At 62.9% G+C, this 24,231-nt stretch carries 27 protein-coding genes; 9 read left to right on the top strand and 18 right to left on the bottom strand.

Annotated features, from left to right (window positions below):
• Together OX89_RS12880 and OX89_RS12875 are read left to right on the top strand one after the other, a co-directional pair.
• Nucleotides 1-557: phosphate acyltransferase (locus OX89_RS12880; RefSeq protein WP_255352823.1), on the top strand; the 557-nt coding region annotated here is incomplete at its 5' end.
• Between the two features lie 146 nt (nucleotides 558-703).
• Nucleotides 704-1,678 (top strand): nitrilase-related carbon-nitrogen hydrolase, encoded by a 975-nt coding sequence (locus OX89_RS12875; protein ID WP_003460346.1) that lies wholly within the window; start codon nucleotides 704-706, stop codon nucleotides 1,676-1,678.
• A gap of 147 nt (nucleotides 1,679-1,825) precedes the next feature.
• Here OX89_RS12875 and OX89_RS19295 read toward each other — a convergent pair whose 3' ends face one another.
• Complete coding sequence (locus OX89_RS19295) at nucleotides 1,826-1,951, bottom strand: hypothetical protein (RefSeq protein ID WP_255352824.1); 126 nt, start codon at nucleotides 1,949-1,951, stop codon at nucleotides 1,826-1,828.
• 338 nt (nucleotides 1,952-2,289) lie between these two features.
• Here OX89_RS19295 and glyA point away from each other — a divergent pair, with 338 nt between their 5' ends.
• Together glyA and OX89_RS19385 are read left to right on the top strand one after the other, a co-directional pair.
• Nucleotides 2,290-3,534, top strand: coding sequence for a serine hydroxymethyltransferase (gene glyA / locus OX89_RS12865; protein WP_047350900.1), 1,245 nt, complete (start codon nucleotides 2,290-2,292; stop codon nucleotides 3,532-3,534).
• A gap of 73 nt (nucleotides 3,535-3,607) precedes the next feature.
• Nucleotides 3,608-3,988, top strand: a complete 381-nt coding sequence (locus tag OX89_RS19385) for an alpha/beta fold hydrolase (protein WP_199856242.1) — start codon at nucleotides 3,608-3,610, stop codon at nucleotides 3,986-3,988.
• A 123-nt stretch (nucleotides 3,989-4,111) separates the two neighbouring features.
• Here the strand turns inward: OX89_RS19385 and OX89_RS12855 are convergent, their stop codons facing one another.
• Nucleotides 4,112-5,047 carry a LysR family transcriptional regulator gene (locus OX89_RS12855; RefSeq protein ID WP_047350899.1) on the bottom strand — a complete coding sequence of 312 codons (936 nt, stop codon included), beginning with the start codon at nucleotides 5,045-5,047 and terminating at the stop codon, nucleotides 4,112-4,114.
• 112 nt (nucleotides 5,048-5,159) lie between these two features.
• Here OX89_RS12855 and OX89_RS18200 point away from each other — a divergent pair, with 112 nt between their 5' ends.
• Together OX89_RS18200 and OX89_RS12845 are read left to right on the top strand one after the other, a co-directional pair.
• Nucleotides 5,160-5,648: a heme-binding protein gene (locus OX89_RS18200; protein ID WP_084002058.1), complete on the top strand. Its 489-nt coding sequence runs from the start codon at nucleotides 5,160-5,162 to the stop codon at nucleotides 5,646-5,648.
• Nucleotides 5,649-5,659: 11 nt separating this feature from the next.
• Nucleotides 5,660-7,213 carry an MFS transporter gene (locus tag OX89_RS12845; protein ID WP_047350897.1) on the top strand — a complete coding sequence of 518 codons (1,554 nt, stop codon included), beginning with the start codon at nucleotides 5,660-5,662 and terminating at the stop codon, nucleotides 7,211-7,213.
• Here OX89_RS12845 and mobH read toward each other — a convergent pair.
• Nucleotides 7,155-9,023 carry a MobH family relaxase gene (gene mobH, locus OX89_RS12840; protein ID WP_047350896.1) on the bottom strand — a complete coding sequence of 623 codons (1,869 nt, stop codon included), beginning with the start codon at nucleotides 9,021-9,023 and terminating at the stop codon, nucleotides 7,155-7,157. The genes OX89_RS12845 and mobH overlap by 59 nt on opposite strands.
• 305 nt (nucleotides 9,024-9,328) lie before the next feature.
• Here mobH and OX89_RS12835 point away from each other — a divergent pair, with 305 nt between their 5' ends.
• From OX89_RS12835 to OX89_RS12825, 3 genes are read left to right on the top strand one after another with little or no spacing between them, the layout of a single operon-like run.
• Entirely contained in the window at nucleotides 9,329-9,646 is a 318-nt protein-coding gene (locus tag OX89_RS12835; protein WP_047350895.1) for a type II toxin-antitoxin system PrlF family antitoxin, read from the top strand.
• Nucleotides 9,646-10,104 (top strand): type II toxin-antitoxin system YhaV family toxin, encoded by a 459-nt coding sequence (locus OX89_RS12830; RefSeq protein ID WP_047350894.1) that lies wholly within the window; start codon nucleotides 9,646-9,648, stop codon nucleotides 10,102-10,104. Before OX89_RS12835 ends, OX89_RS12830 begins: the two co-directional genes overlap by 1 nt.
• Before the next feature lie 25 nt (nucleotides 10,105-10,129).
• On the top strand, nucleotides 10,130-10,504 hold the full coding sequence (locus tag OX89_RS12825; RefSeq protein WP_047350893.1) for a DUF3742 family protein: 375 nt from the start codon (nucleotides 10,130-10,132) through the stop codon (nucleotides 10,502-10,504).
• Nucleotides 10,505-10,521: 17 nt separating this feature from the next.
• Here the strand turns inward: OX89_RS12825 and OX89_RS12820 are convergent, their stop codons facing one another.
• From OX89_RS12820 to OX89_RS12750, 15 genes are all read right to left on the bottom strand, one after another.
• Nucleotides 10,522-12,042, bottom strand: coding sequence for a conjugal transfer protein TraG N-terminal domain-containing protein (locus tag OX89_RS12820; RefSeq protein WP_047350892.1), 1,521 nt, complete (start codon nucleotides 12,040-12,042; stop codon nucleotides 10,522-10,524).
• Between the two features lie 15 nt (nucleotides 12,043-12,057).
• Nucleotides 12,058-12,411, bottom strand: a complete 354-nt coding sequence (locus OX89_RS12815) for a hypothetical protein (RefSeq protein WP_047350891.1) — start codon at nucleotides 12,409-12,411, stop codon at nucleotides 12,058-12,060.
• A complete protein-coding gene (locus tag OX89_RS12810) occupies nucleotides 12,408-13,805 on the bottom strand; it encodes an integrating conjugative element protein (RefSeq protein ID WP_047350890.1) in 1,398 nt (465 codons plus the stop codon). Before OX89_RS12810 ends, OX89_RS12815 begins: the two co-directional genes overlap by 4 nt.
• Nucleotides 13,806-13,814: 9 nt before the next feature.
• Nucleotides 13,815-14,762, bottom strand: coding sequence for a TIGR03756 family integrating conjugative element protein (locus tag OX89_RS12805; RefSeq protein ID WP_047350889.1), 948 nt, complete (start codon nucleotides 14,760-14,762; stop codon nucleotides 13,815-13,817).
• A complete protein-coding gene (locus OX89_RS12800) occupies nucleotides 14,759-15,205 on the bottom strand; it encodes a TIGR03757 family integrating conjugative element protein (protein ID WP_047350888.1) in 447 nt (148 codons plus the stop codon). Before OX89_RS12800 ends, OX89_RS12805 begins: the two co-directional genes overlap by 4 nt.
• Before the next feature lie 158 nt (nucleotides 15,206-15,363).
• Entirely contained in the window at nucleotides 15,364-15,858 is a 495-nt protein-coding gene (locus OX89_RS12795; RefSeq protein ID WP_047350887.1) for a JAB domain-containing protein, read from the bottom strand.
• Nucleotides 15,859-16,042: 184 nt separating this feature from the next.
• On the bottom strand, nucleotides 16,043-16,807 hold the full coding sequence (locus OX89_RS12790) for a DsbA family protein (RefSeq protein WP_047350886.1): 765 nt from the start codon (nucleotides 16,805-16,807) through the stop codon (nucleotides 16,043-16,045).
• 13 nt (nucleotides 16,808-16,820) lie between these two features.
• Entirely contained in the window at nucleotides 16,821-19,703 is a 2,883-nt protein-coding gene (locus OX89_RS12785; protein ID WP_047350885.1) for a conjugative transfer ATPase, read from the bottom strand.
• A complete protein-coding gene (locus tag OX89_RS12780; RefSeq protein ID WP_003050109.1) occupies nucleotides 19,703-20,152 on the bottom strand; it encodes a TIGR03751 family conjugal transfer lipoprotein in 450 nt (149 codons plus the stop codon). The genes OX89_RS12785 and OX89_RS12780 overlap by 1 nt, the downstream gene beginning before the upstream one ends.
• Entirely contained in the window at nucleotides 20,133-21,551 is a 1,419-nt protein-coding gene (locus OX89_RS12775; protein ID WP_047350884.1) for a TIGR03752 family integrating conjugative element protein, read from the bottom strand. Before OX89_RS12775 ends, OX89_RS12780 begins: the two co-directional genes overlap by 20 nt.
• A complete protein-coding gene (locus tag OX89_RS12770) occupies nucleotides 21,541-22,458 on the bottom strand; it encodes a TIGR03749 family integrating conjugative element protein (RefSeq protein WP_047350883.1) in 918 nt (305 codons plus the stop codon). Before OX89_RS12770 ends, OX89_RS12775 begins: the two co-directional genes overlap by 11 nt.
• A complete protein-coding gene (locus tag OX89_RS12765; RefSeq protein WP_047350882.1) occupies nucleotides 22,455-23,147 on the bottom strand; it encodes a PFL_4703 family integrating conjugative element protein in 693 nt (230 codons plus the stop codon). The genes OX89_RS12770 and OX89_RS12765 overlap by 4 nt, the downstream gene beginning before the upstream one ends.
• On the bottom strand, nucleotides 23,144-23,554 hold the full coding sequence (locus OX89_RS12760) for a TIGR03750 family conjugal transfer protein (protein ID WP_047350881.1): 411 nt from the start codon (nucleotides 23,552-23,554) through the stop codon (nucleotides 23,144-23,146). The genes OX89_RS12765 and OX89_RS12760 overlap by 4 nt, the downstream gene beginning before the upstream one ends.
• Before the next feature lie 12 nt (nucleotides 23,555-23,566).
• Nucleotides 23,567-23,926 carry a TIGR03745 family integrating conjugative element membrane protein gene (locus tag OX89_RS12755; RefSeq protein WP_047350880.1) on the bottom strand — a complete coding sequence of 120 codons (360 nt, stop codon included), beginning with the start codon at nucleotides 23,924-23,926 and terminating at the stop codon, nucleotides 23,567-23,569.
• A 16-nt stretch (nucleotides 23,927-23,942) separates the two neighbouring features.
• Entirely contained in the window at nucleotides 23,943-24,176 is a 234-nt protein-coding gene (locus OX89_RS12750) for a TIGR03758 family integrating conjugative element protein (protein ID WP_047350902.1), read from the bottom strand.
• Nucleotides 24,177-24,231: the final 55 nt, after the last annotated feature.

Here is a 24,231-nt window from a genome sequence, read left to right as displayed (position 1 = left end):
ATGGAGTCTCTGGGCGGAAGGTGGGAAAGTCCGACAGGCTCCTAGAAGGCCGCACGGTGGCGCTGGTCGATACCCACGTCAACGACGACCCGACGGCAGAACAGATCGCCGAGTTCACAGTGCTCGCTGCTGAAGAGATGCGCCGCCTGAACTTGGAACCCAAGGTGGCCTTGCTGTCACGCTCAAATTTCGGATCGGACAGCTCGGCCTCCGGCAAGAAAATGCGCCAGGCGCTAGAACTGATCCGTGCGGCTGCGCCCGAGTTGGAAGTTGATGGCGAAATGCACGGCGACTGCGCACTGGATGCTGCGCTGCGTCAACGCCTGCTGCCCAGCTCGCCGCTGCAGGGCTCGGCCAACCTGCTGGTCTGCCCCAACGTGGATGCCGGCAACATCGCATACAACCTACTCAAGACGGCTGCGGGCAGCAATGTTGCAGTCGGGCCGTTCCTGTTGGGTACCCGAGCGCCGGTGCATATCCTCACGTCAAGCTCAACGGTAAGGCGGATTGTCAATATGACAGCGTTAACGATTATCGATGCCAACCGAACCGAGTGAGGCGGAATGTCGATGTCGGTGCCGGCCCTAGCGCTTCGCGTCTCCGATATCAAGCGTTGGCTTTGTAAATCTTGCATCATCACTACGATGTGTTTATCCCCCCGCTGTCTGAAGTGAATGGCGGGCCATTTCTAGGAGAGATAGCTATGTCAAATAATGAGACTTTTCAAGCAGCGGTTGTTCAAGCCGGCTCTGTTGTATATGACACTCCGGCAACCTTGGAAAAACTGGTGCAGCTGACAAACAGTGCAGCGAGACAAGGCGCTAAGCTCGTCGTGTTTCCGGAAGCGTTTATTGGTGGGTACCCCAAGGGCCTCGACTTTGGAGCGCGGCTTGGAACGCGAAGTGATGAAGGGAGGGATGAATTTCGTCGCTACTTCGAAGGAGCCATCGAGGAACATGGGCCTGAATCTGATGTCCTGTCTGGAGTGGCCCGCTCTAGCAAAGTGTATCTGGTGGTGGGAGTCATAGAGCGCGCGGGGGGAACGCTCTATTGCAGCGTCTTCTTCTACGGGCCTGAGGGCCAATATCTAGGCAAGCATCGCAAGTTGATGCCTACAGCCTTGGAGCGTCTCGTTTGGGGCTTTGGCGACGGCTCGACCTTGCCAGTCCTAGATACCGAACTGGGCAAGCTCGGTGCAGTGATCTGCTGGGAAAATTACATGCCCCTTTTGCGTACGGCGATGTATGCCCAAGGCGTGCAGCTTTACTGCGCTCCCACAGTCGATGCTCGCGAAACATGGCTTCCCACGATGCAAACGATTGCATTGGAAGGGCGGTGTTTCGTGATATCGGCCTGCCAGTACATGACTTCGGAAGACTTCCCGAGCGGTCATAGTGCCAAGACGCAAGGACCGGAAAAAACGGTTCTTATTCGGGGAGGCTCATGCATTATTGATCCACTCGGAAAGGTCTTGGTCGCCCCAACCTTTGACGAGGAGGGTGTCTTTCTCGCTGAGATCGATGTCAGCACTATTTCACGTGGGAAATTCGATCTTGACGTAGTTGGTCACTACGCTCGGCCCGACGTGTTTCAGTTGCGGGTAAACAGGCAGCCACTCGTGCCGGTCTCGTTCACCGACGAGGTTCCTCGCACAGCAGTTTCAGAGCCCTCGGAATAGAAACGCGGGCGGAGTCCGCTGCCTTGCTCTCGTGCCGTCCCTGGGCAAGATCGCACCGCAGATCGCGCGCTACTTGGTCGTTACGGCGCGCACCTCCTCCCGCGTGTAGAACCGATAGGCAGTAGGCAAGTGCTAACAAATGCGTGTCTAAAGGCGGTAACCGACACTGGCAGCTGCATCGAGCGCATAGCCCAAGATGCCAATCACGACGATCGTTGCCATCAATTGGTCAGAAGCCAAGCGGTCTCTCGTGTTGAGGATGGACGTGCTCATGGTTCGCATGTGCGGCAGCGACCGTGCTGAGTAACAGCGCAGCTGCATCAGATACGTTGATTCGAAGTAGGGCCTGCCTGGCCTGTCACCAGATCGATAGGAAGGTCGTTGGACCGTCTTTTCAAGACATCGCCGCACGACATGGCGACAAGCCAGATGCCAGAGACGTTTCTCGCCCGGAGCATTCGCAATGGCAGCACTGGCGCGTGGGGTAGGGTGCCTATGCCGCCCAATGCCAGGATCTCGGTCGAGGAAACCAACAAGCTGGCAGAGTGGGTTCTGACACAGAAACCGTAGAACGGATTTCATTGTTTTTCATAACGAAAGGAAGATTCATCATGTTTGACCGCAGCCGTACGCTCCAGCAAGCCGATCCCGAACTGTGGTCGGCCATTGAGCGGGAAAATGAACGTCAGGAGCGACATATCGAACTGATCGCTTCCGAAAACTATACCAGTCCGGCCGTCATGCAAGCGCAGGGGTCGCAACTGACGAACAAGTACGCTGAAGGCTATCCCGGAAAGCGCTATTACGGCGGGTGCGAATTTGTCGATATCGTCGAGCAGATCGCGATCGACCGAGCCAAGCAACTCTTCGGCGCGGAAGCGGTAAACGTGCAACCAAATTCTGGCTCCCAAGCCAACCAGGCTGTCTATATGGCTGCCATCCAGCCAGGCGATACCGTGTTGGGTATGAGCCTCGCCGAAGGGGGGCACCTGACACATGGATCACCAGTTAACTCTTCAGGGAAACTGTATAACTTCGTCGCCTACGGACTCAACGCAAAGGAAGAAATCGACTACGACCAAGTGGCACGGTTGGCGCATGAGCACAAGCCGAAGCTGATCGTTTCCGGCGCGTCGGCATACTCGCTGCGCATAGATTTTTCACGGCTGGCCGAGATCGCTCATGAAAGCGGTGCGCTGTTCATGGTCGATGTCGCCCATTACGCCGGACTTGTCGCAGGCGGTGTTTACCCAAACCCGATATCGCATGCCGACTTCGTGACCACAACCACGCACAAGTCCCTGCGCGGTCCTCGCGGCGGGCTGATAATGTGCAAGGCGGAGTATGAGAAGGCCGTGAATTCCGCCATCTTCCCAGGCATCCAGGGCGGCCCGCTTGAACACGTGATTGCGGCCAAGGCCGTGGCACTCAAGGAGGCGTTGGAGCCGGCGTTCAAAACCTATGCCGCACAGGTATTGGCAAATGCCAAAGCCATGGCAGAGACTCTGACCGAACGCGGTCTTCGAATCGTTTCGGGCCGCACGGAAAGTCACTTGATGCTCGTTGACCTGAGAGGCCGTGGTCTAACCGGAAAGGACGCCGAGCGCGTGCTGGGACAGGCACACATCACCGTGAACAAGAATGCCGTCCCTAACGATCCGGAGAAGCCTTTCGTGACCAGCGGTATTCGTCTGGGAACACCAGCAATGACGACAAGGGGCTTTAAGGAAGGTGAAGCCAGACTGACAGCGAACTTGATTGCCGATTTGCTCGACGCGCCCACAGATCATGCTTCGATCGCGAACGTCCTAAAGCAGGTAGACAGCCTGACCCGACAGTTCCCCGTATATGGATAAGGCTGCTGTAGGGGCTGGTCGCGATCCCCGCGGCAAGCTTCCTGCTGATGAAATGTAGACATTCAAGTTCCGCGTGGTTTGCCTGGAGCTTCTAGGCCACGGCGAATCAGAGGGACTGGATGTATCATTCGCCGTGTACCGGGATGTGCTCGCAGCCTTGCTGGAGCACTTGGACATCGAGACGGCGGACATGTGTGGACTTTCCAAGGGCGCACGAGTCGGCCTGGACCTGGCAGCACAGATGCCACGGCGCGTACGGCGACTGGTCGTTGTCAATGCTTTCGCACGCCTGGGGCCACCTGATCACCTCGAGCGTGCGAAGCTGAAGCGCTACGCGCTGCTCGGGCAACCGGGCGGACGGCAACTATGGGCGGACCGACTGATCGGACTGATGGGCGTACGGGGATTATTCAACCATAGCGAACGGTTTCCGGCGCGCTGCGTCGCAATTTAATGTGGCGCATATACAGGGGCTTTTCAGTGAGCGCATCGAATACGACCAGCGCGCGGTGCTGTCGCGCGTCATGGCACCGACGCTTTTAATGCGTGGCATGCACGATGGCTTCGTGCAGTGGCGCTAAGCGTTCTGTTTAGGGCAGTTGATCTGCATACTTTGCGGAAACCCTGCTTTCCACAGGCTTGCGTCGGTCTCGAGTATTTGGCCGATAAGGTTGCGCACAGTCGGCAGTCGCTCATGTCGTCGAAATAACGCCTCCACCTCCGAGGTAATGGCAGGTCCAGCAATCTGCCTGTAGACCACATTCGGCAGTTGGATGATTTGGGTCAAGATACTGGGAATGACCGCAACGCCCACACCAAGCGCCACCTGCGTCAGCACCGCAACCAAAGTTCCAGGGGCCGAGACGATATGTGGATTGAATCTCCCGCGCTTGCCCACCTCGCGCAGTCCCAGCGCCTGCTCCGGAACCACAAACGACTCGTTCGCTAGTGCCCGCGGATGAATGTCACTGGGCGTCTGGGCCAAGATGTGGTCTGCCGGCAGAGCCAAGCAGAATCGGTCTCGTGCCAGGATATGGCTTGAGATCGAAGGTGGCAGGAGCACGGGCGTCCGTACAAGGGCCACATCGATTCTGCCTTCCTCAAGGAGGGGCGTGAGTTGGTCGGTTGGGAACTCCTTTGTGTTTACCATGACGTCAGGCCATTGATTGCGAAATCGCTGAACTTGGTCCTGGAGTACGCCGAAGAAGGCTGCTGAACCCACATAGCCGATCTCCACTCTTCCGACTTGGCCGCGACCGGCACGGCGGCCCACGTGGATCGCCCTATCAAGTTGCTCGAGGGTAGCGCGCGCTTCCGTCAGGAAGGCTTCTCCAGCAGGTGTCAAGCTGACTGACCGCTTTGTTCGATTGAACAGCCGCGCCTGCAACAAGCGTTCGACTTCCTGAATCTGCGCAGTCAATGTCGGGGGAGATAGCCCAAGCTGCTCAGCAGAGCGTGAAAAGTGCAGATTTTCTGCAACCGTGACGAACGAGCGGAGATGACGGATGTCCATGGCTATCGAGTTTTCTATTCATTTTTACTGAATTATCTTAACAAACTGCTTTATTGAACTGAATTGTCTGCCCTGCTTCAATGACAGCATCTACTTTCGTTGGAGTTTCGTGATGTCTCGTTTTTCACATCTGACAGCGGCACTTGCGCTTGCTGGCTCCCTTGCGCTGGCTTCGTTGCCAGCGGCCGCAGCCGAGTTGCCGAGCCAGCCGGTGCTCACCCTTGCTGCCGCACAACAGGTCCTCTCAGCTGCGCAATCCAAGGCACAAGCGTCCGGTTGGCCGTGCGTGATTGCCGTTGTCGACAGCTCCGGTTCGCCCATCCTTCTGCTTCGCATGGACAACGCGGCTGTGCCTGCAGGTGTAGAACTCGCTCCAGGTAAGGCGCGCACCGCTGCGCTCTTTCGACGTCCCAGCGGTGCGCTCGAGGATGCGATCAACGGTCCTCGACCTGCCGCCATCACTGCCCAAGGTTTCGTCCTGATGCGTGGCGGACTTCCTATCGTCGTCAACGGACACACTGTTGGGGCCATCGGAGTATCCGCGGACACCCCCCAGCATGATGAAGAAATCGCCCAAGCCGGCATAGCGGCACTCAAATAGCCGATCCCACGATGAATAATTCAGTTACCCGCCCCGCGATGAGGAAAGAGACCGCAATTCTCTTTGTCGCGTCAACCGGCTGCGCAATGACCGTCCTCGACACAAACGTCGTTGGTATCGTTCTGCCAACCATCGCCAGGGATCTACAGGCCTCGTTTGCCGAAGTGGAGTGGGTCATCAGTACCTATGTTCTATGCTTCGCAGCCCTACTCCTTCCCGCCGGCTCCATCGCTGACCGCTATGGCCGACGAAGGGTTTTTCTTTTCGGGATAGCACTCTTTGCAATTGCATCGCTGGCCTGTGGTCTGGCGCCTTCGGCACCGGGGCTGTATCTGGCTAGGGCGGTTCAGGGAGTTGGGGCCGCGTTCCTTCTCGCCCCTGCCTTGGCCATCATCGGACACACATTCCACGATGAAAACGCACGTGGCCGTGCGTGGGCGATATGGGGTGGCATCATGGGGCTCACGATGGTCGTCTCGCCGCTGATTGGTGGAGCGATCAGCAGCGTGCTCGGCTGGCGCTGGGCTTTCCACATCAACCTTCCGATCTGTGTACTGCTTGCGATAGCGGTACTTACGCTGGTGGAGGAGTCGCGTGACCCAACACCGCGGACCTTGGACATCCCAGGAATCGTTCTCTTCACACTAGCAATGTTTAGTGTCACCTGGGCCCTGATCGTCGGACCCAGCCACGGTTGGATGAGCGGCCCAGTTTTGTTGCGAATTGCGGGCGGCCTGTTGTTGTTCGCTGTCTTTGTCTGGGTTGAACGGCGTCGCACTCATCCGATGCTCGATCTTGAGCTTTTCACGGCTTGGCCCTTCGTGGGAGCCGTGTTGGCGATGTTCGCCTACGCCTCGTCGGCCCAGGTCATGGCATCGCTGCTGCCGTTGTTTCTGCAAAACGGCCGTGGCAATGGAGCACTTGCGGCGGGAATCGGCATGCTGCCCTTTGCTCTTGCCATGCTGATTTTTCCGCAAGTCGGCCGGCGACTCTCGCCGTATTTGGACAGCTCACGCATCTTGACTCTGGGGCTCGCAATCGTTGCACTGGGGAACTTGACCATGATGTTCGCCGCCCGACAACCGGGAGAGTTGTTGCTGATCGTCGGGATGGCAATCTTGGGAACAGGTGGCGGGCTGCTCAACGGCGAAACGCAGAAGGCCATCATGGGCACGGTGCCCAGGCATAGGGCAGGAATGGCATCAGGCATTAGCACCACGTCACGTTTCTCGGGAATTCTGCTCGGTTTTGCCGGACTGGGAGCGGTGCTAGCCAGCGGCACACGCTCTGCGCTCGAACAGGCAATGGCAGCGGAGCGTTTGCCGATAGCGCCTGGATTCGTCGACAGCATCGCAGCGGGAGATCTTGAACGTGCCGTCGGGGCTTATCCACCCGACCTCGCGGCCACGATTACTTCGCTTGCACAGCATGGCTATAGCGCGGGATTCTCACACGCCTTTTTGACGGCAGCGATCATTGCGCTTGCTTCGGCGGTGGTCGTGTTCGTCACGATGCGGCGCCGAGAGATAGGTACGGATTGTCAGGTGGGACTTCAACGAAGATGAGGTGCGGATCTGACAGAAGGTAGCCGTGTAAACGCCTTGACTTCCTGGGTCCTGTCACTTCGCATGTCCAGATGTTAAGACCGCTGGATTGCTTGCGATGTTGCTGCAGGCGCTCGAAACGCTTTTGCACCCATTGCCAATCCTGCTGGTTCTCTTGCTTGGCCAACATTCCGACCTGCGGGTGTTCCTGCGCATAGCGCTGGAACACCCCCGGGCTGACCAGATAGGCTGTCTCGCTCACGGTATGCACGAGCGCCTTCGCGTCGTTGATGATGAGTCGTCGCGAGACAATACCTTGCTTCAGCCACACCATGAAATGTTCGCCCGACGGCTTCGCTGCCGTCGAAGAAGGTGCACCAGTCGATATGGATGACGAAGGAATTGCTGTAGCAGCAAGCGCTGCCATGTGAGCATCGGGCTGCGCGGAATGGTCCGGCCCCGAGACGGCCTCTGAATCCTGCCCGGCACCGGACGCGCCGCTCAACCCCACCATTGACAGCATGTCCTCCATGACGTCGGGCACGGGTCGGGCTGCGGGCGGCAAAACCAAGGCGGCGGCGCTATCGCCCCCCCAACGTGGGACCTCCTGGCTTTCTGAGACTGGCTTCGCCTTGATCATGGGCGACGTCGCCGGTGCGCCCGCCTCGTTTTCAGTAGGTGTTATGTCGATCGCCACCGTGCCTGCAAAGGATGTTGGTCGCTCGCCGGATTCCCAGATCAGCGCGGGAGCCAGACGTAGCAGAGTGAACGCGTGGGACCAGCCGGTCGCGCTGGTCACGGTCGCGCGCCAGATCGCTTTTCCATCCGAAGTGGGCAGCAGCATGCCGTGGTCTTGCAGCACGTTGAATACGGCGGTGTTGTTCGCAGGAATGCCGTCAATGCCTTGAGACAGCAGATGCGCGCGCAGCTTGTCGGAAACCGTCTTGCTCACCAGCCATAGTGCGTCCTCGGTGAGCCAGCCATCAGAGGCCTCGGGCTGGTTCAGCTTCAACTCTTCCTTGAGCAGATAACGCAGCCCGTCGAGCAGCTTGCGTTGCAGTGCGTGCTTGGGCGCGGCCATGACGCGGGCCGGATCACCACCCAGCTCCTGCGCCACAGAAGCGCGATCAGCCTGCACGACAAGCTCGCCCAGGATCCCGGCATGCTCGTACTGTCCGGCCAAGACGTAGAGCAGCGGGGCCCATAGCGCCGGGTAGCCACTGAGCCAGTCCAAGACGTGCCGATCGAGCAGTTGGCGGTAGAGCAGACCTGTTGCAGCACTATGCAAGCGGTATTCGCGATCCTCACGATAGCGGAAGCGGTATGGCTGGAGCAGCGGGCCGTGCCAGGGATGCCAGGTGTTGCCGTCGGCCAGCTCGACATGCAGATCGACGGCGATCTTGCCGATGTCGTGCAGCAGCGCGGCGTAGGCTACAGCGGCGGTCCAGGCCTCGGATTGCGCCGCCTGGTCCTCGGGGCTGGCACCGACGGGCAGCAGATGGGATTGCCGTAGCTTCAGGCTGTAAGCGACGATTTCGAGGCCGTGATCGAGCATGCCGCCCGGGTAGGAGTGGTGGTGGCTTTCCGAGGCGGGGAACTGCTGGACCAGTTCGGCGTAGCGCTCCAGCGGTATGCGGTACAGGGTGGCGAACTGTTTGCGCGAGAGCGATGTGCGATGCCAGATGTGCTCCAGCAGCTTCTGCCGGCGCGGCGTCGCCAGCAGCGATGCAGCCGACTCGGGCCGCAACAACCCTTTCGGAAGATCGGTGGCGGGCGCTGGCGACGGAGCGGCAGCGACCGGGGGCCGTTTTCGCTGGAACAGTGAGAGCATGTAAGTGTCCTGGTGGCGGGCCGACCGGGAGGCCTTTTCGCCTTTTCGAGGTAGAGCCTTTCCCCTTGCACCCCATTCCCTTGCCCTTTCTGCCCTTTGGCCTTTAACCATTTGGGTATAGGGCGTGGGGCATTGACCGTCCACGGCCAATGCGGGGTTCGGCGGGCCGGATTGATGCGTGAAGGCTTGGTGTTCCCGCACTACGATGGGCCGATTCTTGGACTCGGGAGGACGCCATGCGACCCCATATTGACATGGTAAGGAATATTCCTTACCATCGAGGCATCGCTATTAGGAGAACGGCCATGCCTGCCATTCATGAAATTGCCACCCTGACCTCAAAAGGCCAGATCACGCTGCCCAAGCCCATCCGGCAGGCGCTCGGTGTCGATGCCGGCGGCAAGGTTGCGTTCGACCTGCGTGACGGAGAAGTCATCGTGACCCGTGCCGACGCTGAGCACGAGGACCCCGCCATCGGTGCGTTCCTGAGTCTGCTGGCCCGCGACATCGAGGCGGGCCGGAACGTCCATGGCCTGCCCGAGGATCTGGCTCGCGCCATGCTGGAGCAAGCGGGTCACGGCGTGAAGCTGGACGAGGAAATCGACGGGGAAGTGGCGCTCTGATGCAACGGCACGGCTGGACGCTGCTATTCCATGACTGCGTGATCGAGCAGTTGCAGAAGTTGGATGCAGCGGCGCGGCGCGCGCAGGAGAACGACCCGGAGGGCTTCGAGTCCAACGCCAACGTCAAGCTCTTCCGGGCCTTGAGTCAGTTGATGCTGGATGTGGTGCCGGGTGATCCGGCGCGCGACGAATACCGCCAGGGCAATACCCTGGGGCCGGCTCACCGCCACTGGCGACGGGCCAAGATCGGAAGGCGGTTCCGGCTGTTCTTCCGGTACGATTCGAAGGCAAAGGTCATCGTGTACGCCTGGGTCAATGATGAGCAGACCTTGCGGTCGTCGGGTAGCAAGTCAGATCCCTACGCCGTTTTTGAAAAGATGTTGGGGCGGGGAAATCCGCCAGACGACTGGAACGCATTGGTACTGGAAAGCAAGCAGGATTGGAGCAAACTGGAATAGCTATCCCATGTAGCAGGAGACGACCATGAGCAGGACAACCCGCATCAGCACCGCAGAACGGCTTGGCCACAGCTTCGGCCGCGGATGGCGCGCCTATGTGCGCGGCGAGCGACGGTTGTCGATCTGGCTCGCCTCCAAGGGGATACCGATGGCGGGCGTCGCTGTGCTGTTGTGGGTGGTCAAGCTCGTTGCGCTGGGATTGCTCTTCTATGCTGCCTTCTGGCTGGCGCTGTTGCTGCTGCTGGGTTTGGCGGCGGCGGGGTGGGCAATGGATCAGCAACATCCCGCTGAAGATGACTACGAGTTGCAGTACCCGACCATCGAGGAACTGCGAACCACATCTGGCTACGATCCCAATCTGCACAACGATACATCCCACGAGATGTACCAAGACGACTGATACCCAAACTGTATCGATTACCTGAGCTTACCGCCTGAGATTGCTCCAGCTCCTTTGCCTCCCGCGCTACCTGCATCTTTTGTAGCAGTGGCGAAGGTATTGGCTATCGCACCAGCACGGACGCCCACCCAAGTGAGCGCACCAATCCAGAACGTGGGGAGTACCAGGAACATCGTCGCCATCACGAAGTTGAGCAGCATGTCTCCAAAGGCATTGTTCAACCCCATCACGGGGTCGAAGTTTGAGTGCGGGCGGTTCCACCCGAAACCCCAACCATAAAGCGCATCAAGGATGGTGCTGTCGATCCAGCGCGCGAGCTGGAACCAGAAATCGACGAAGAACAAGGAAAACTGAACGACGCTGATAGTGATTACTGCTTTCAGCTCGTAGGCGCCGATGACTAACACCAATGGAATGCAAATGACTAAGGCCATCTTAAGCAGCGAAAGCGCCATTGGAAGGGCTTGACGCACCACGTCCATAGCCGGGAAAAAGCCCATCGATCCCACCGCCATACCAACGTCACCCGCGGCGCGCGTGATGACGTTCGGCAAGGTCTTGTCGATCTGGCCGCCGTAGTCGGTATAGACCGACCCCTGATTGAGCTTCTGCTGTCTCGGAGAAGCGATGGTGCGGATCACGGAATCATCCACCTCGGCACGGTTCAGGAACCCGGCCCAGCCCGCTAGCCGCGTGAGCAGATTCGGGTCCACTTGGCTAAGCAGCCGCGCGCGCAGGCCGTTGCTTCCGTCGGCCCACCATTGCCTGCAGGTCGGATAGCCACCGCCGCTGGACACCTGGGCCAGTCCAGCATCACGATTGCTGTCATAAGGCCAGCCATCGCGTGGCGTGCTCGACCGATAGTTGTCGTAGTAGCCGGCCGTGTCCGTGAAATAGCGCGAGCCAATCCAGGTCACGTCGTGCATCTGTGCGGCATCGAGGTTCGGACGCTGCATGAACAACTTGGCGCGGGCCGGCCCGTAGCAGTCGTGTGTGAAGTCCGCGACTTCCTGAGCCAACACCGGGTCGTCGATGCGCGTGGCGTCGATCTCCATCCGCATCTGTCGTAAATCAGTACCGCAAGGGATCGCCGCCACGGAAGCACCCGTGACGGCGCGCGAGAGCGCGTGCATGAAGGCCCACCACACCGGCAGCTTGGCGCTCTGGTTGTTGAGCGTCGAGAAAGACTGCGACCAGCCCGTGTCGCTAGGCTGCGGCACGCTGACCTGGCACTGCGCCGAGCGCGAACTGTCGTACTGGATGGTGTTGAGGTCCACGTCGATGAACGGAATGCCAGCGAACATCACCACCACGATGGCGACGAACACCCGGTTCTCAATGCGCGCAGCCGACAGCACGCCCTTGTTGCCTTCGTCCGCGCCTTCCGCGCGGGCCTTGAGCCATTCTTGCACGATGATCGCCACGAACGGCAGCGCGAATACCCCGCTGGACACCAGCACGGCCCAGATCCCGTTATGGACAATCCAGGACACGAGGGTGAGGTAGTACTCCAGGTAGTCGGTCGTGAAAAGCGTCATTGCATGAATCTCCCCTCAGCCCTGCATCAGCAGGCTGGCTTCCAGCGCCACGATGGCGATGACACCGGCGATCTCGCTGCGCACCAGGCGGCGCCGTGCCTGTCTATCTGCGCCGTTCTGGGCCTCGCGCGCCAGCAGCCGGCGGCGCATCCAGACCCATCCATAGGCTGTCGTGCCGTACAGGCACAGCCGCCACACCAGGAAGTAGCCCGCGGCGGCGGCCAGCCACTGCTCCCAGCCGGCAACGCTGCCGACCAGGTAGATGCCGACGACGTTGGCCCCCACGGCAGCCGCGATGATCACCACCGTCCATAGCAGCGCCTTCGCCGCGCGCCGGCTGAACAGCCAGCTCGCACGCATCGGGCTCACGGCCGGGCTCCCGGATTGCCCTTCTGCAACTGGTCGAGGCGGTCGGGCACCGGGTCGCCCTCATAGACGCCGCGCGAACCCGCCGCACGCGTACCGTGGCGCTGGATGATGGCCATCGGCGAGTTGTTGGCCAGCTCGCGGCGCAATTCCAGCTCGGTCTTGAGATTGCGGATCTCCTGATCGAGCGTGTTGCTCTCGTTGTTCACCGCCTCGACGGCCAACTGGTTGGCCGCCACGTTGGGTTCCTTCTTGCCCGTCAGCAGGGTCCGCTGGAGCAGCAATGCCTTCTCTAGCACCGACGAGAGAGCGACCTCAGACGCTAAGCGTCGCGCTAACAGGTCTTGATCCGGCTCGTCGCGTAGCGCCTCGATGACGCTGCGGGTGATGGGGAGTGAGTTGCTACCAGCCTCGCGCAGGTTCTCGAACGTCGTGTTGCGCGTCCCCGAGATCAGCTCGTGCAAGGTTTCCAGCTTCGCCTCGTACTCCTCCTGGATCAGCGGCGTCAGTCCGACGCCGGGCACCGTCTCGGTCTTGGTGCAGGAATCGCATGTGCGCTGCTCCTGCTCCCCGAGGACCCGTGTGGCCCATTCGATCGCCTGCTGCGGCGAGGACCAGGTCTGGCATGACAGACTGGCGCAACTGGCTGCTGCGATGGACGATGTATCGGTCACGCCACGACCGTTGACCAGGTTGTAGCCTGCGCGGGTGACATCGCCGACCACCCGAATAGCGGGCTGGCCTGCACCGCCGGCATTGCTGCCGCCAACCCAGGGTACACCGTCATTGCCGCGGCGCGTCTCGGCCTGCTCGATGGCCGAGACCGCATCCGTGCTCGACACCGCATCGCGCAGCGCCAAGCCTTCTGCCATCTGGCTCCAGCCGAGTTGCCCGCCCGCCGTCTCGGCCATCTTCTCCGCCATGGCACGGCACGTCAGCTTGGAGCGGTCGAAATCGAGCCGTGCCTGCAGCACGCCATTGGTGAGCAGGTTGTAGAGGCCGGGATCGGCCCGCTGAATGATCAATGCCGGCAACGACGCCACCGCGCTGGTGGCGCTTTGGATCACCGATGACATGATTTGCTGGAAGCCGTTGGTGACGCCGTTGAGCTGATTCTTCAACGTGGTCTGGATGCTCATGTCACCGCAGATCAAGTTGCTGTTCCAGCCCACGCCGACCCCGAGAGAGCGCATGCCAGCCGCACGTCCCATCGACACGGCGTTTCCGCCGCCGATCGAGTACATGACGTCATCGCCGATGACACTGCCGCCGGTCTGGTAGCCCAGTTGGCCCCAGGCCACACCGCTCGTCAGCGCGAGCGCACCGGCCACCGCCAGGACGATCCTCGTGCGACGTACCCGGCGGGAGAACGGATTGAATGCAGGACGGAACTTCATGGCACCACCTCAGAGGAAATCGACGCTGCCGAGAAACACCTGGCCCCGGCGTTCGCAGCAGGCATACGGCCGCCAGAGCGCCCAGGCGTAGTCGCCTTGCTGGGCTTGCGTCAGGGAGCCATCGCGGGGGAACACCGCGCAGGACGAGGACAGGACAGGCGTGAGTTCCTGCCACTTGCCCGTCGAGGCGTCGCTCTCCATGAGCGCGCCAGCCGGCCAGTAGCCATCGCGGGAGTTGGCGAGCAGCGGCTGATAAACGTGGATCTGCCCCCGGCGCGTGACGACATCGCCTGCGCGCTGGGCCACCACTGCACCAGCCTTGTGGTCGTCGGTCTGGTGCAGGAAACCCCCGCGGGGATACACGTTGCCCCAGAGGTTCATCGTGGTGCGTGCGCCGACCTCACGCATGCCGGGAATCAGCGCCTCCGGGTAGGCCATCTCGGGCACGTTGTAGCGCCAGGCCAGCGTGTCCAGCGTGCTGAGCAGATACGGCATGAAGGCTGTGCCCGCGCCTTGGCAGAAATAGCCCGACGACGAAGCGAACTGGTTGAACACCTCGGCCCCCGGGTGGCCGATGACGTCCGCGTTCTTGAACTTGGCGAGGTTGTTTTCGTGGTCCTCGTTCGTCGTTCCGTCCCCGCCGGCTTGGGCGGATGGGTTGGGCGTGCTCATCGGCCGGACTTCGATCCAGGGGTTTTCGCCGGTGTTGCTGTAGCTGGAGACGACCGCATCGGGGATGTAGTGGCGGACCTTGATGGACGTGCGTACCGTACAGCCCGTCCAGGTGCAGTAGAGCCAGTAGCAGATCCCGGCGACGCGGTATTCGAGGCAGTCTGGCGATGCCACCGAGCCGACGATGGTTGCGGTGTTGAGCGCGTAGCTGCCCGTGGCGCTGAGCAGCAGAACGGACGCCACGCCAGCACGCAGGCGGCGCATCAGGTCGAATGGGCGGGTCACGGCTGGGCCCTCCAGTGCTGCTCGATGCGAGCGACTGCGCGGGCCACATCCGGTTCGCCATAGACGACGTAGCGTTGATCCACCACGACGGCCGGGACGCTGGTGATGCCCAGGCTCCATGCGTCGGTGACGCCCTGGTAGGCGGAAGCGATGCGGCGTTGGAGATCGGTGCCGCCGCTGTTCAGTCGGCGCTTGACGATGGCGGTCGCCTGCTCGGGTTCGGCGGGCAGTTCCGCAGAAAGCTCCGCTTCAATCCGGTGCGCTTCGTCCAGCTCGATCAGCCGCTCGCCGCCCATGGTCTTGACCGGATGGCGGCTGTCGGTGATGACCAGCACATCGGCAGCGAATGTGGCCGGACTGAAGACACCCAAGGACACCGGCAGTGCAACGGCCAGGCCAAGGGCTCGCCAGCTTGGCGCGAACCTGGGAAAAGATGCTGGCATGACACGTGCCCCGGAAGTTGATCAGGGCCATAGTCAAACGCCGAATCCGGTGCAGCCCCCACAAACAATGCGCATCGCGGACACCCCGCATACCTGCTTGCTTCGGGGCAAGGAAGAAACGGAGGCCGAAGCCCCCGTTGTGATCAATGAACGATGCGCTACAGCAAGCTGTGCTCCGCGAAGGAGTACGGAATCCCCTGGCCAACGATGATGTGATCCAGTACCCGAACATCGATCAGCGCCAGCGCTGCCTGCAGTTGCTGGGTCAGCGCACGATCGGCGCTCGACGGCTCAGTGACACCCGAGGGGTGCTGGTGCGCGAAGACCACTGCGGCGGCTTTCAGCTCCAATACACGCTGCACGACGACACGGGGATAGACCGCAGTCGAATTGATCGTGCCCCTGAACATCGGCTCGTAGGCCAACACTTGGTGCATGCTGTCCAGGAAAACGATTGCGAATACCTCGTTGGGCTCAGCGACCAGTTTTAGACGCAGGTAGTCCCGCACGGCGGCCGGTCGGCTGAGGCACGGTCCGACTTTGAAGATCCGTCTCTCCAGCAGCGCGATAGCCTGCTGGATGATCCAGTCCTCATGCTGGGCTGCGACAGCGGAAAGCGACTCCACGCAGGAGTCATTGACGACGAGAGACATGGCGAACCTCCGGATGATGAGATCAGAGGGCGCACGCCCTGGGAGGGCAAGCCCTCCTGGGGATGAGAACAACGGAACAAGGTGCATCCACCACCACGCAGCGGTGATTGTTCGCGGCCAGGATGCGGAGAGAACGGGGAGCGGTCAGCGCAGAAGACTGCGCCGTAGCCTCAAGGACCGCGGGCTACCTGGGCATGTCGCCGACAACGTCGGCAGGCATTTCGGTGGCGGGTGTGGCGGGTGGTTCATCAGCGGACAGCATGTCCATGGCCGACAGCAAGGCATCGCCTTCGATCGGTCCCTGCAGCAGGATGGACTGGCCCATCTGGCGATCGAGCAGGCGCAGCGACGGCGTGGCCGTCACGCCGCTTTTCGTGGCTTCCGCGGCCTGGGCGCGGATGGCCGCGTCGACCCGCTCGCTTGCCATGCACTGCTCGACGGCCGGCGTCGATTCGGGGTAGCGCAGGCCATCGGGCAGTCCCAGGCCGTCGCTGCGCGTGTGGGCATAGACCCACTCGACGGCTCGCCAGAAGGCAGCATGCCCGCCGGCTTCGGCGACGCACTCGACCAGACGCGCCTCGGCCAACGCGGCCGGCTCGTGCGCAGCCAGCGGCTGGTGGTGCCATTGCAGGGTCACGTCGGCGTTGCTGCCGACCCAGCGCTTGAGCTGCGGGAAGTACTCCCGGCAGAACGGACATTCCAGATCGGCATAGAGCGTCAGTGTGAAACGGCCCTCGGGGTTGCCCATTTTCCAGGGCGGCCCGGCCATCTGCGCCGTGCTAGCCGGCGTGGGCGAATGCGATGAGGATTCGCCGGGCGACCGGGACACGAGCCAGATCAGCAGCAGCGCGACCAGCGCAGCAGTCAAGGCCCAAGGCCAGCGGGGCCGCCTGTGGCGACGGCGGAACGCCTGGACTTGTATCGGAATGGAAGGACGCTTCTGCTCCATGGTGTTCTCCGGCTTACGACAGTTCCAAGGCCGGCGACTCGATGCCGCGTGCCTGGTCGATCTTCTCGGCGACCTTGAAAGCTGCTTCCAGCTCGGTGCAGCCGTATTGCTGCATGAGCTGGTAGCGCTCTGCCTTCTCTTCGGGTTCGGTTTGCGCGAGCGCGAGGTACAGGCTCGGCGGCACGGCGCGGAACAGCACTTCCATGCTCTTGGAGAGGATGACGCCCTCGGTGAATTTCCCCGCCTCTTTGCGCGCCGAAAGCATCAGCGCCTTCTGCGCGGGCGAGAGTTCGCGGAACCGGGCGATCTTCTCCACCTCGTCCGGCGGCATCGACAGGCAGATCCACCACTCGATCATGTTGAGCATGGGTTCCGCGGCGCGAGGCAGATCGTCTATATTCTGCGTCGCGAGCCAAAACCAGGCACCCAACTTGCGCCACATCTTCGTGATCTTCACGACGTAGGGCGCGAGCAGCGGGTTCTTGGTGATGATGTGCCCTTCATCGGTCACGTTGATGATCGGGCGGCCCAGGTACTGGTCGCGCTCGGCGATGTTGTTCACCGTGCTGATCAGGCTGATGTAGGCGATGGAAAGCTGCGCGTTGTAGCCTTCGCGGGCATAGGTCGCCAGATCGACCAGGGTGATGTCGGCCTCGGGCCACGGCGTGCCGTCGCGGTCGAACATTTCGCCATCGGTGCCTTGACAGAACATGTCCATGGCATCTGCCATCTCCAGCAGCCGCACGCGCCGCATCTCTGGCAGCGTTGGGTCCTGGCCGCGCTCGCGCAACGCGTTGCGCACGTCGCGCGTGAGCACCGTGCGCTTCTCGGCCACGCAATGCTCGGCGGCGTCGAGGATGCACTGGCGGATGAGCGAGCGATCGGCCCGCGTCATCCGGGCCTCTTCTTTATCCTCGCCGCCGGTGATCATCAGCCGTGCGGTGATTTCCAACTCGCCGAGTACGTCGCGCTGCTCGTCCGCTTCCATGGCCGATGCATCGGGTGGCATGTCCTCGTCCAGCACATCGGCATCCAGCGTCTGCACGTCGCTCGGCGTTTCGATCAGCCGACGCGCGTCGGCGAACGGCGCCAGGCTGATGCCCGAGCCTGGGGCCAGCTTGACCCGGTTCACAGTCAGGCCCAGGCGCTTGGCGAAATCGCTGAACAAGCCGAAGCTGTTGCCGGCTTCCACGATGAAGAGGCGCGGCCGGTAGATGGCCGTGACCTGGTTCAAGAGGTTGTTGAGCGTTGCGCTTTTGCCGGAGCCGGTGGGGCCGAACAGGAACAGGTGCGCGTTCATCTGCCGATCCAGGCGGTTGAGCGGGTCAAAGGTGATCGGCCCGCCGCCTCGATTGAAGAACGTATTGCCCGGATGGCCCGTGCCCTGGCTGCGGCCCCAGGCCGGTGAGAGGTTCGCCACGTGCTGGGCGAACATCAGTTGGGTGAACCAGTTCCGTCGATCCTGGCTCGGGTTGTAGCAGCACGGCAGCCAGCGCAGATAACTGTTCAAAGGCGCGACTTCATCGTCCTCGCGCACGGGCTGCAAACCGGCGTTAAGCATCACGTTCGCCAGATCAAGGCCGCGCCGGTCCAGTTCGGCTTCATCCCGGCCGCGCAAATAGAACGCCAGTGTTCCCCGGTACAGCTTGTGCGCGCTGCCGATCAGCGAGCGGGCCTCCTGCACATCCTTGAGCGTCTGTTCCGATGCCAGTGTTTCGCCGACTGCCTTCTTCGCCAGGTGGTTCAGGTGCGATTCGAGGATGTCCTGGGGTGTCGCCACCATGGTCAGACACATCGTCGTGTCCTCGGGCATCTGATCGAACAGCGTATTGATCGCATCGCCTTTGCGAGTTTCGCCAGTCAAATGCCCCGTGCCGGGCGGCATGCGCAGCCGGTCAGTGACCAGCACACGATGCGGCATGCCGTCGAAGTGCCAGGTGCCGTGCTCCGCGTCCGAACGTGGCTGGCTGAAGAAAAGCCGCTGGCTGAAATCCCGTCCGCTCGCCAGCTCGATCTCACCGTCTTCTGTCTCGTCGGGGTAGCGTGCCAGCGCATAGAAGCGTTCGCGGTCCTCGACCCCAGGGCCGAGCAGCGTGGGACGCGGGTTAAACCACCGCAGTAGCCAGTCATGGACGTCGGCCGCGACCATGCGCCGGGCCTGGATGCCGGCGTTCGCCAGCCCGCCACACAGGCGATCACAGACGATGTTCAGCATCTGCTCGGGCGTCTGGCCGCGGCGGCTTGCCTGCCCGGTGGCACGTCGATAGACCACCATGCGCACGCGCCGCGTCTGCCCGCGCCAGCGCAGCCGCGTGACCACCGTGTCCTCGAACAGGCCGCCGGGCTTGGCCACCGCACGCAGATGGTGGCCGAAGAAGCGCAGGTAGAACTCGGTGAACGCTGTCCCGCGGGCACGTGGCTGCACGTAGTCACGCAGGGTCTGCATGTACTGGTCGAAACTCGGCTCGTCCTGGGCATAGAGCTGGAGCACCCAGGGGTTCTCGTCCAGCTCATCGAAGCTGTCCTGCAGCGCGTTCTCCAAGGCGTCGCGGGCGTGGGCAAGCCAGCCCGGTTCCCGGCCCTCGGTCCCCAGCGGCACCAGCTCGAAGAAGGCCGCCACCGATTGGCCGTCCTCCAGCAACATGGACCTTGACTCGGGCAAGAACTCGACCCAGGGCAGCAGTTCCACGAAGGACGGTGCGACCTCGTACAGCGCCTGCTCGTCGGCCTCCGTCGCCGGTTTGCGGCCCCGGACTGCCGAGCCGGGTTCGGGGATGCCGGCTTGGCGCAAGGCCTCAATGTGGCGCTGCCAGCCGTCCGGCTGCTCGTCATCACCAGCGCCGGATGCGGCCAGCTTCAGCGCGGCCGGCTTAGGCCAGGGAAGTTTCCAGCGCATCAGTAGTCCTCCACGCGCTCACCCGGCATCGCGTACTGAATGCGCTGGTACAGCGGGAAGACGGTCGTGTAGCCGGGCACCGGCACGGGATCGGTGCCGGCCAGGTGCGGGTACACGTACATCACGAGATCGGGATTGGGCAGGCGCTGGAACTGGCGATGGACCTCGTTGCGCGCGGTGCGCGTGTAGCGCATCTGCTCGGCAGGTGCGGCCTGCATATCGGCGTCGGTCAGCGGCCGACGCAGGCTCTGGCGCGCATCGAGCAGTTGGCCGCCGGCGTTCCGTCCGGCTGCGCCACCGCCGTCCCCGGCCTCCTGCTGCCAGATGTCCATCATCGTGCGGTCACCGTGGGTCAGCAGCTTTTCCTTGCTGGTGGCGCAGCCGGCGAGCGCCGCGACGGCGAGGACCAGCGCCAGGCCACGGGCCAAGCTATTCAAGTTCGAGAGCATGGCTTTCTCCTGTGCGGTGATCGACCTTGCGGCCTTCGGGATCGAAGTCGATGGCGAGCGGCTTTTCGAGGTGGACGGCGACCTTCGCGCCGGGCTGGACATAGACGGCGGCGAACGCTTGGCCGTAGAGCTTGTTGACCCAGGCCGACATGTCCCGCACGCCGCCCGCCAGAATCTGGCCGACCGCCTCCTGGCCGCTGATGCCCACGGTGCCGATGGAGCCGTCCGAGCCGACATAGGACATGCGGCCGCTGTCGCTCTCGATGAGCGAGGCCACGCCGGCACCGGCCGCGGTGATCAGGGCCTGCGAGCCGAGGTACTGCTGGGCGTTGCTGCGCCGCTCGCCGCTGACGCAAGGAATGCCGTGGGGATCGCTGATCCAGCCCAAGCCATCGCGCTGCTGGTTGTTCTGCTGGTTTCCTTCGCGGTCTTCGGGGATCGTGCGAATCGTGCCGTCGTTGAAGACGAACGTGATGCTGCGCACCTGGCCGCGCACGCAAGAAAGCGTCCAGTCGCCCGAGGCGGTGCCGCTGAACACGGCGCCGGCCACATCGGGAATGTCGATGCCGTTCGCCGTGAGGTTGTCCGGCCCCACCAGCACCTTGAAGGGGTACGGGTCGTTGACGGTGCCGTCGATCGGCACACGCCCGATCAGCGCTGTCATCGCCACCGAGCCCATGAGCGTGGAGTTCGTGGGGACGGTATAGACGGGCTTTGCGGTCTTGACGCCCGCGGCGCGTGCCCCGGCGTTCGCCACGGTTTCCGCCGTGGTTTGCAACGTGCTCTGCTCGGGGCCGAAGCTCGTCGGGAAGCTCATGCCGCCAGCCGTGCCGCGCCCCCTGTTGCGTCCCTCGGCAGGCTTCGCGTCATCCGGTTCAACCCAGCGCATGCCGCCTTCCATCCCGGCCTCGTCGCCCCCCTGCAGCCCCAGGCCCACGGGCAGATCGGCATGGCTGCCACCGCGCCCACCAATGCTGTCCAGGCGCCGCTGCAGGTCAGCGAGCAGCCCCTCGGTCTGCTGGCGCTCGCTGGCCGCCTGCTGCTGGTCGCGCCGCAGGTTGGAGCGTTCGGACTCCAGCGCAGAGTTGATGCGCTGGTCGATCGAGTTCTCGCGCTGACGCAGCCGCTGGTTTTCCTCACGCTGGGATTTGTTGTCCGAGAGCGCGGTCTGAAGCTCGGTGCGCAACTGCTTCACTTGGGCAACGAGCGTCGCCACGGTGTCGCGCGGGGTATCCCCCTCGATGCCCAACGCTTTCATTTCCGCAGGCGTGAGCTTGGCGCCGGCATCCGCGGCCGGTGGTGCCGAAGTGCTGCCACCCGAGAACAGCCGGATGGCGACGAACAGCACCAGCAAGGCAACCGGGATCATCAGCCACTTCAGGAGTCCATTACTGCGCATCGGGGGCCTCCTTGGCGTCCGTGGGCCTGTCTTTCGGCAGCGGGAGATGTGCGGCGGGGTCGAAGCGGTGGATCGCGGGCAGCAGCGACTGCGCAAGGCCGCGACCGCGCGTCACCAGGTACAGGACGGTCGTGTCCTCGGGTGTTCCGCGCGGGCCAAGCGCCTCATGTTGGAAGGTGGCGGTGAGGAAGTCGCCTTGCAGCACGCGCGGATCAAGCGTGACCCAGCCCGCGCCCGTGTTGGTCAAGCGCACGGCGGTGACCCACTGGTCTTCCAGGCGCCACGACGCGAGCGCGAGTGCGCGCACGGGCAATGTCGGCATCAGCGTGCCGAGGTCCATGTCGCGGCGCAGGTTGACCCGCATGACGCCCGGCAGCGGTTCCACAGTGCGCAGCGGCGCGTAGAGGTTCTGTGCGGCGAAGCGCGTCAACACGACCGGGACCGGGGTTTCGCGCCGCGCTGCTCGCGTCCCTGCCTGGTCCTGGGCGCGCGCCGGGGTCTCGTCGGCACCACCGGACTGATTGCCATAGCGCGCTGGAGTGCTGTTGCCTTCGACGATTCGCACCGGCTCCAGTTCGGCTTCCCCGTCCTTGGGTGGTTCGGCGGCGATGTCCAGCAGGATCAGCGCGCCCGTGTCGGCGTCCTGCAATTGCAGCCGTGTCGGCTCGATCGGCTCGCTGGCGCGCAGGTACACGGCGCCGCCCGCACTTTGAACGCGCAGGCGCTCGCCCACGCCCGCAGGCACGCCGACGCGGACGTTGCGGTCGATGAACACGATGCGCTCCTGGCCGACCTTCAGCGGCACCGCCAGCGGCATGCGCTCCCAGCGCAGGATTTCCACCGCCTGGGCGATGGGTGCGGCGGCCACGGCCAGCAGCCCCAGCAGCGCGAGTACAGGATGCTTCATGGGGTGGTTCCTCCTTGAGGCGCTTGCGGAGACAGGCCGCCGGATGCCGGGCGCGTCGGCTCCGGGGTGCTGATGCGCTGGGGCGTGCCGGCGTAGCAGTCGAGCGCCAGGCCGAACGGATTGCGCGCGGGGTCGATGTCCACTTTGGTGACTTTCACGGGGTAGCGCACCAGGGCGCGCTTGACTTGTTCCGCGCCGTAGTACTCGTCCGCGGTGATGTCCAGCGTCACCACCCAGTCGCGATCGGAGACCGTGCGCACGCGCGCCGTAGGGTCGTCGCCGTAGCCGCGGCCAGGGATTTCGTAGATGCCGCGCACGCGCTGGCGCAGCTCGCCCGTGCTGCGGCGGTAGTCGTAGTCCGCGCGCAGGAAGGCTTGGCAGGACGGCGTGAGGTACGGCGAGAGCGTGTGGAGGTTGCGCGCGTAGTCCTCTTCGCCATTCGTCGGCCAGCGATTGAGGGTCTGGAACACGTAGAACGTGAACGCATAGACCGATTCGGGCGGCACCTCCCACCACTTGCGGGTGCTGCCCGAGCGCAGGTCAGGCGGGACGTGGATGGTCAGGTCGCGCGGCGCGCTCCACCAGCCGCCGCCCATGACCAGGGCGACGATGACCAGGGCACCGGCACCCAGGCGAAGCGTCTTGATGTGCGCCTGCAGGTGGGCGATCTCGTTCTTGAAGCGGCTCATCGTGCGCTCCTTGAGGCAGACCGTCGGGTGGTCCAGAAACCGGAGCGCGAGATCAGCACGTGGCCGCCCACCCAGCCCGCCATCAGCGGATGCAGCGTGGCGATGCGCCATTGCAGTTGCCGATACAGCCAGGTGTCGGGGCGCCCACGCTTGAGGCGGCGCAGGATGCCGCCGCCGATGAACACGCCCAAGGCCACGCCCAGGACAACGAACGTCGGTGCGATGGCAATGGTGCGGAGCATCCACGAAAGCGGCGCGCCGACCAGCAGGCCGGCCGCGCCGGACAAGCCGCAGCAGATCCACAGCTCGTCGGCGGTGAGGCCGCGCACGACAACGGGGTGGCGGTTAAGCCGGTGCGGAAGGAACGTCACGGTCCCGTCCGCACGGACGTGCTGCTGATCGGACATACCGGCCTAGCCTTACAGGATGCCGGTGGCTTCGGTGAGCAGCCAGATGCCGATCACGAGCAGCACGGCGCCGATGGCGACCGTGAGGCCGAACTGGCCCCAGGTCTTGCGGCCGGTGTGGATTTCCGCGTAGGTGCCGTAGGCGTGGTAGCACACGCCAATGAACATCGACGCCACCACCAACAGGGCCACGAGCATGATGATGTCGTAGCCGTAGTTCCTGATCGTGTCCATGATGCCGCTGCCGGCGCCGCGGGTCGGGTTTTCCAACTGCGGCAGACCTTGCGCAAACGACAGCGCGGGCAGCGCGGCGGCACCCAGGGCGACGGCGGCGCGTTGGACAAAACGAGTAGTGAGGATGCGGTTTTGCATGGTCAATCCCTTCAGGTCAGGAGAGGAGGAAGAACGTCAGCACGAGGTACATCGCGACGAAGCGGATGCAGACGCCGAGGAACTGGCGATGGTTGAGGCTGTTCTCGGCCCACCCCACGTAGGCCGTTCGGATGGCCCAGACGCCCCAGACGAGCAGAACCGCAAACACGATGCCGACCAGAACGGTCGCCATCGCGGACGGCGCGATGCCGCTGTTGGCTTGAAATGCCGAGACCTGGGCGCCGTTCATGGTCTGCCCTGCTTGTATCTTTAAACCAGACCAGCGCGGTAGAGTCTGAACGCCG

Origin of the sequence: Diaphorobacter sp. J5-51 (assembly GCF_001023515.1) — a bacterium.
Lineage (GTDB): Bacteria > Pseudomonadota > Gammaproteobacteria > Burkholderiales > Burkholderiaceae_C > Diaphorobacter > Diaphorobacter nitroreducens.
This window is presented reverse-complemented; position numbering and strand designations above follow the sequence as displayed.

Bases quoted from the DNA above. Each gene is read 5' to 3' on its own strand.
- OX89_RS12875 (WP_003460346.1), top strand. From the start codon at position 704: ATGTCAAATAATGAGACTTTTCAAGCAGCGGTTGTTCAAGCCGGCTCT.
- OX89_RS19295 (WP_255352824.1), bottom strand. From the start codon at position 1,951: ATGAGCACGTCCATCCTCAACACGAGAGACCGCTTGGCTTCTGACCAA.
- glyA (WP_047350900.1), top strand. From the start codon at position 2,290: ATGTTTGACCGCAGCCGTACGCTCCAGCAAGCCGATCCCGAACTGTGG.
- OX89_RS12855 (WP_047350899.1), bottom strand. From the start codon at position 5,047: ATGGACATCCGTCATCTCCGCTCGTTCGTCACGGTTGCAGAAAATCTG.
- OX89_RS18200 (WP_084002058.1), top strand. From the start codon at position 5,160: ATGTCTCGTTTTTCACATCTGACAGCGGCACTTGCGCTTGCTGGCTCC.
- OX89_RS12845 (WP_047350897.1), top strand. From the start codon at position 5,660: ATGAATAATTCAGTTACCCGCCCCGCGATGAGGAAAGAGACCGCAATT.
- mobH (WP_047350896.1), bottom strand. From the start codon at position 9,023: ATGCTCTCACTGTTCCAGCGAAAACGGCCCCCGGTCGCTGCCGCTCCG.
- OX89_RS12835 (WP_047350895.1), top strand. From the start codon at position 9,329: ATGCCTGCCATTCATGAAATTGCCACCCTGACCTCAAAAGGCCAGATC.
- OX89_RS12830 (WP_047350894.1), top strand. From the start codon at position 9,646: ATGCAACGGCACGGCTGGACGCTGCTATTCCATGACTGCGTGATCGAG.
- OX89_RS12825 (WP_047350893.1), top strand. From the start codon at position 10,130: ATGAGCAGGACAACCCGCATCAGCACCGCAGAACGGCTTGGCCACAGC.
- OX89_RS12820 (WP_047350892.1), bottom strand. From the start codon at position 12,042: ATGACGCTTTTCACGACCGACTACCTGGAGTACTACCTCACCCTCGTG.
- OX89_RS12810 (WP_047350890.1), bottom strand. From the start codon at position 13,805: ATGAAGTTCCGTCCTGCATTCAATCCGTTCTCCCGCCGGGTACGTCGC.
- OX89_RS12800 (WP_047350888.1), bottom strand. From the start codon at position 15,205: ATGCCAGCATCTTTTCCCAGGTTCGCGCCAAGCTGGCGAGCCCTTGGC.
- OX89_RS12795 (WP_047350887.1), bottom strand. From the start codon at position 15,858: ATGTCTCTCGTCGTCAATGACTCCTGCGTGGAGTCGCTTTCCGCTGTC.
- OX89_RS12790 (WP_047350886.1), bottom strand. From the start codon at position 16,807: ATGGAGCAGAAGCGTCCTTCCATTCCGATACAAGTCCAGGCGTTCCGC.
- OX89_RS12785 (WP_047350885.1), bottom strand. From the start codon at position 19,703: ATGCGCTGGAAACTTCCCTGGCCTAAGCCGGCCGCGCTGAAGCTGGCC.
- OX89_RS12780 (WP_003050109.1), bottom strand. From the start codon at position 20,152: ATGCTCTCGAACTTGAATAGCTTGGCCCGTGGCCTGGCGCTGGTCCTC.
- OX89_RS12775 (WP_047350884.1), bottom strand. From the start codon at position 21,551: ATGCGCAGTAATGGACTCCTGAAGTGGCTGATGATCCCGGTTGCCTTG.
- OX89_RS12770 (WP_047350883.1), bottom strand. From the start codon at position 22,458: ATGAAGCATCCTGTACTCGCGCTGCTGGGGCTGCTGGCCGTGGCCGCC.
- OX89_RS12765 (WP_047350882.1), bottom strand. From the start codon at position 23,147: ATGAGCCGCTTCAAGAACGAGATCGCCCACCTGCAGGCGCACATCAAG.
- OX89_RS12760 (WP_047350881.1), bottom strand. From the start codon at position 23,554: ATGTCCGATCAGCAGCACGTCCGTGCGGACGGGACCGTGACGTTCCTT.
- OX89_RS12755 (WP_047350880.1), bottom strand. From the start codon at position 23,926: ATGCAAAACCGCATCCTCACTACTCGTTTTGTCCAACGCGCCGCCGTC.
- OX89_RS12750 (WP_047350902.1), bottom strand. From the start codon at position 24,176: ATGAACGGCGCCCAGGTCTCGGCATTTCAAGCCAACAGCGGCATCGCG.